Raw genomic sequence first — 4,716 nt, 5'->3', positions numbered from 1 at the left:
TCAACATCCAAAAACACGTGAAAAACACGTGAACTTGTATTTATTGAAGAATACGCGAAAAAACGAAAGCCTTGATATCTACTGATATCAAGGCTTTTGAAGTGAACCCGACAAGATTCGAACTTGTAACCGCCTCATTCGTAGTGAGGTACTCTATCCAGTTGAGCCACGGGTCCTTTAATAGCTGTAAAGATATTTTATTAATTTTTTAAAATCATTAATGGAACCCATTTTTGTTTCTGCTAGATGAAAAATCAACTGCAATTTGATGTAATGTCATTCACAGTTGATAATTGTCGATTAACAGAATAATCCGGTTTTTCAGTACCAATTATCAACGAATTAGATCAGCTAGGCGTATTAACAGTTGTATAATTGAAATAAAATCAATTTTAAATGAGAAAACTAAGAGAAATTCTACTAATCGAAGACAACGAAACAGCCGTGTTTCTCGGAAAACGAATTATTTAAAAAAAAAATCAGGTTGCCGATGTAATCACAGTAAAAATGAACGGACTTACTGCTTTAGAATATCTAACTGGAAAAGTAAGTAATGATGAGGATTTGCCTGAACTTATTTTATTAGATCTTAAGATGCCGGTAATGGATGGTTTTGAGTTTTAAAGGAGTTAAATGAGCTTGTACCAACGCGGAAAAATCCTCCAGCGGTTGTAGTTCTTACCTTACCACATCTATGCGAGAAGATGATATAACCAGGATAGGAGACTTAGGGATAGATTTATACTTGAATAAATCTTTTGACGAAGATAAATTGAAAAAAGCTGTTGAAAAAGTAATCCATGCAAATGAAGATCCAAATAAAGAATATAAAGTATTACTTGTAGACGATAGTGATTTGAACAATTCGATTGTAACGCATATGATGAGTACTTACAATTGTAAAGTAGACTCTGTCTTAAACGGGAAAGGCGCTCTGGAGAAACTAGATAAGATTGAATATGATTTAATAATTATGGACGTAAATATGCCCATTATGGACGGGATTGTTAAGGTACAATAATTAATGATATTAGGAGAGAGAAAGATGTTGTGTATAATTATTTAATTGAATATGGTTATACTCAAAGTATGCATCATCGAATAAACCTAAACAATCGGAGATTGTAGCCCTTCATTTAACGGTTTTGTAATCGTAAATGATAGGCTAAGAGCCGAGATTGGTCTATTAATTAGTACTTTTACAGCTTAAAATAAACCAACGCAAAGCCTCTTGATTCGTGTATCGAGTATATCTAATCTTGCTTTTTTCAATATCTGTTGCCATTTCTAAGGCGCAGTATATTAAAAATCCTGACGAGCTTTATAATAAGGTAAAATACGAGCAAAAGAACTATACAAAATATTTGTACTACCCAGAAGTTCTTGCTATGCACATTGAAAAAGCAAGAGCGTTTTACATAAAGGGTAATTATCAAGCAGCAATAAATAAATATAATATGATTCTTGATACGGATACAACCAATCCGTTTATATATCATGAATTAGGGTTGTGCTACTTTAATCAAGGCTTCATAAGTAAAGAGAAAGCATTAGAGTTTTTCAAAATATCAATTAGAAAATCTATTCCAGGAGACACTATTCAAGAATCATTCTTTTATCTAGGCAAAACCTATCATATGATTGGGGAGCATGAAATAGGTATAAAATATCTCGAGCACTTTAAGGGGAAAATCAAGGATAGTTATTCTGGTTATATTTTAGCCGACGACATGAACCGCCAAATAGAGACATCAACAAATGCAATATTTTACAAGAATGATGCACCAACACCGCATGCAATTTCAAATTTGGGTAAGGTGATAAATACTAACACTGGTCAGTATAACCCTATTGTGAATGGTGAGATGAGTACCTTAATTTATTCAGAAAAGAATAATGCATATCCTCAGTCAGCAAGAGACAATACTGATGAATTGCTAATGATTACAAAATTTCAACCGGATGGAAAGTGGAGCAAGCCGAGTAAGCTAAAAGAGAGTTCTAAATTAGTAGTTGAAAATCTCGATAAGAAAGCACAAATGCTAGGATTTTCATTAGATAATACGGAAATATATGTGTATCAACTTAATGATATTTATCTTGGTAAGATTACTAAAGGTAAGTATGTAACATTAAAACCTTGGAATTGCACATTCTTGGATAAAAAGGCTTACGAGCCTCATTTCTATTTTACGAAAGATGGTAATAGTGTTTATTTTACTAGTGATAGAGAAGGTGGTTATGGGGGATTAGATATTTATAGGTCTGTAAAAAATGAGGATAGTACATGGACTGTTGCAGAAAATCTAGGGCCAATTATCAACTCAAAATATGATGAAATTACTCCTTTCATGACGACAGAAAATGATCGATTATATTTTTCTTCTCTAGGACACAGTAGTATGGGGGGCTACGATGTGTTTTATTCGGATAATATAAAAGAAGATTGGTCTTTGCCTAAGAATATGAGACAGCCAATCAATTCTTCCATGGATGATTTAGGTTTTGTTATTGGTCCAAATAATAAAACAGGACTAATATCTTCTTCACGAGAAGGAGGAAAAGGGGATATGGATATCTATGAATTTGCAATTGAATGTGCCTTCATTAATACTGTGAGGTTAAGGGGTGTTGTGATGACTAAAGATGACGAATTAGTTGAAACCCAAATAACCTTCACAAATAAAATATCGGGAAAGAAAGTAGTCGCTTATGCAGCTGCATCTAAAAAAGGTTCTTTTATCGTAGAGCTTAAGGCAAACACGAATTATGTAATGAGTATTGAGAGGGGTGGATATTTAAAGCAAACGCAGGAAATACATACACCAAAACAATGCGAGCCATATGAGATTTTTCAGGTTATTCATATGAATAAGAAAAAGACGGGAGAGAATAAAATAGAACAAACAGTTTCGTTTCGAAATGCATTTTTTGATATACAAAAGCACCTTTTAGTTGAGCAACGAGATGTCTTTGAAAAAGGTCTTATTGATGCTTGTACGGATTTTATCAATTTAATGGAACCAGAAGATACTGAATTGAACTATTTCATTAACGAGAAAAAGATGGAATTGAATACAGATACTGTAATCGCAGACATAGTAAAAGATACTATTCCTGACTACGAGGTTGAAAATGCTCTTTCAAATACTCGAGTATTGGTAGATAGAAAAGTAGAGCAAATTAGCGATACAGAGTACGTCGTAACATTAAATATTAAGCATAAGGAAATTGAGGGATCAGTTAAGCTTTCTGAATTAATACCTGCTCACTTTACAGCAGAAGCCGTGCAGTCGGCCGGGGCAGATATGGGTTTTTCGAATCAAGAACTATCCTTTACTTAGAACAGGTTCCCCAAAAACATTGCGTTTGAAATTAGCTATATAATAAAAGCAAATGCAAACTTCTCAAAATCTACCGTTATAGTTGGTCAAGTTGAATATAACGAAGGTGAAGAGGTAAAAGTCTATAGTGTCGATGCCGTACATGTGAGCGAGACAGACATTAAAGCATTTAAGGAAACGATAGAAGTATTATCTGCTGAAGAAACCATACCTAAAGTAAAAACAAAGAAAAAGGCAAGAAAAGGTAAATTCATATTCAAGAATATAAATTTTGAATTTGATAGCTATTTAATTTCCAATGCAGGAGAGACTGAATTATTTAGAGTAGTTGACTATTTGGTAGAGAATGAGAAAATAAAAATAGAAATAGGAGGACATACAGATAGTGTTGGAACAAGAGCCTATAACAGACTGCTTTCCAAAAGAAGGGCCAACTCGATAGGAGATTTTCTTTTAGATAATGGGGTTCATAAACGAAGTTTTAAAGTTGTTGGCTACGGTGAAAGGTATAGACGGTTTTCTTTAAACCTAAAGAATAGACGTGTAGAACTAGTTGAGTTACCTATGGCGGCCGATCATTATAAAGATCTGGATAATAATAGACCAAAGCCTAAATCTAATCCAATTAATGATGATTATGAGGAAGAATTTGATGAGGATGAACCTAATGAAGTAGTAGAAACAGAGTATGTAACAATGGGGCAATTGGGATATTATACAGTTCAGGTTGGAGCATACGGGTATCATGTTGATTTGGATTTTTTCAAAGGATTACCAGATGTTAAAGAGATTATTGATGCTGACGGAATGTATAGATATATTACCGGTCAATACGAATCATTCAAGGAGTGTTCATCTCATTTAGATGAAGTACGAGGATATGGATATCAGGCATTTATCCAGTTCTAAGCCCTCCGGTAAAATTACCTAAACGTTTTGCTTTTCATTCTCGTAATAAGCTATATGTTTAAAGAGAAATATAAAAGAAGAAGCTACCTCGTCGGTGCAATAGTCTATATGTGTGTTGATGTAATGGTTTCAATAATATTTGTTATAACTGATACAGGAGGCACTAATAAGTATCAAGTAAACAAAGCAAACTTACCGACTAATATCGCTAATTATGAAAGGTAGTGTCCCAAAAAGTGTGTCTAGGTCATCTCGACTAATGAATTTGAAGTAGTAAATTTTTCTTCAAAATTTACATCCTTTCATTCAGTTTCTTGTCAAATTTAAAATTGGATAGCTCATGTATCCATCTTCTTTAAGTACTCTATTCAAACTATCTTGTAGTTGTAATTTTGTTAATTCAATCATCTCAATTAGTGTTTAATATTTAAAGTTTTCGAATACTTCAAATATATTAGTTGAG

Annotated in this window: 3 protein-coding genes and 1 tRNA gene; 3 read left to right on the top strand and 1 reads right to left on the bottom strand. The window is 33.2% G+C overall.

Going from position 1 to position 4,716, the window contains the following annotated elements; genetic code table 11:
- Positions 1-102: 102 nt before the first annotated feature.
- A tRNA-Arg gene (locus HRT72_09945) sits at positions 103-176 on the bottom strand.
- Between the two features lie 518 nt (positions 177-694).
- Here HRT72_09945 and HRT72_09940 point away from each other — a divergent pair.
- The 3 genes from HRT72_09940 to HRT72_09930 all read left to right on the top strand — a co-directional run bounded on the left by HRT72_09940 (position 695) and on the right by HRT72_09930 (position 4,253).
- The gene (locus HRT72_09940; protein NQY68027.1) at positions 695-1,021 is read left to right on the top strand and encodes a response regulator; all 327 of its coding nucleotides are present in this window, start codon (positions 695-697) and stop codon (positions 1,019-1,021) included.
- 238 nt (positions 1,022-1,259) lie between these two features.
- The gene (locus HRT72_09935) at positions 1,260-3,344 is read left to right on the top strand and encodes a PD40 domain-containing protein (GenBank protein NQY68026.1); all 2,085 of its coding nucleotides are present in this window, start codon (positions 1,260-1,262) and stop codon (positions 3,342-3,344) included.
- Between the two features lie 144 nt (positions 3,345-3,488).
- Positions 3,489-4,253, top strand: coding sequence for an OmpA family protein (locus tag HRT72_09930; GenBank protein NQY68025.1), 765 nt, complete (start codon positions 3,489-3,491; stop codon positions 4,251-4,253).
- The last annotated feature ends 463 nt before the right edge of the window (positions 4,254-4,716 follow it).

Source organism: Flavobacteriales bacterium, from assembly GCA_013214975.1.
Classification (GTDB): domain Bacteria; phylum Bacteroidota; class Bacteroidia; order DT-38; family DT-38; genus DT-38.
This window is presented reverse-complemented; position numbering and strand designations above follow the sequence as displayed.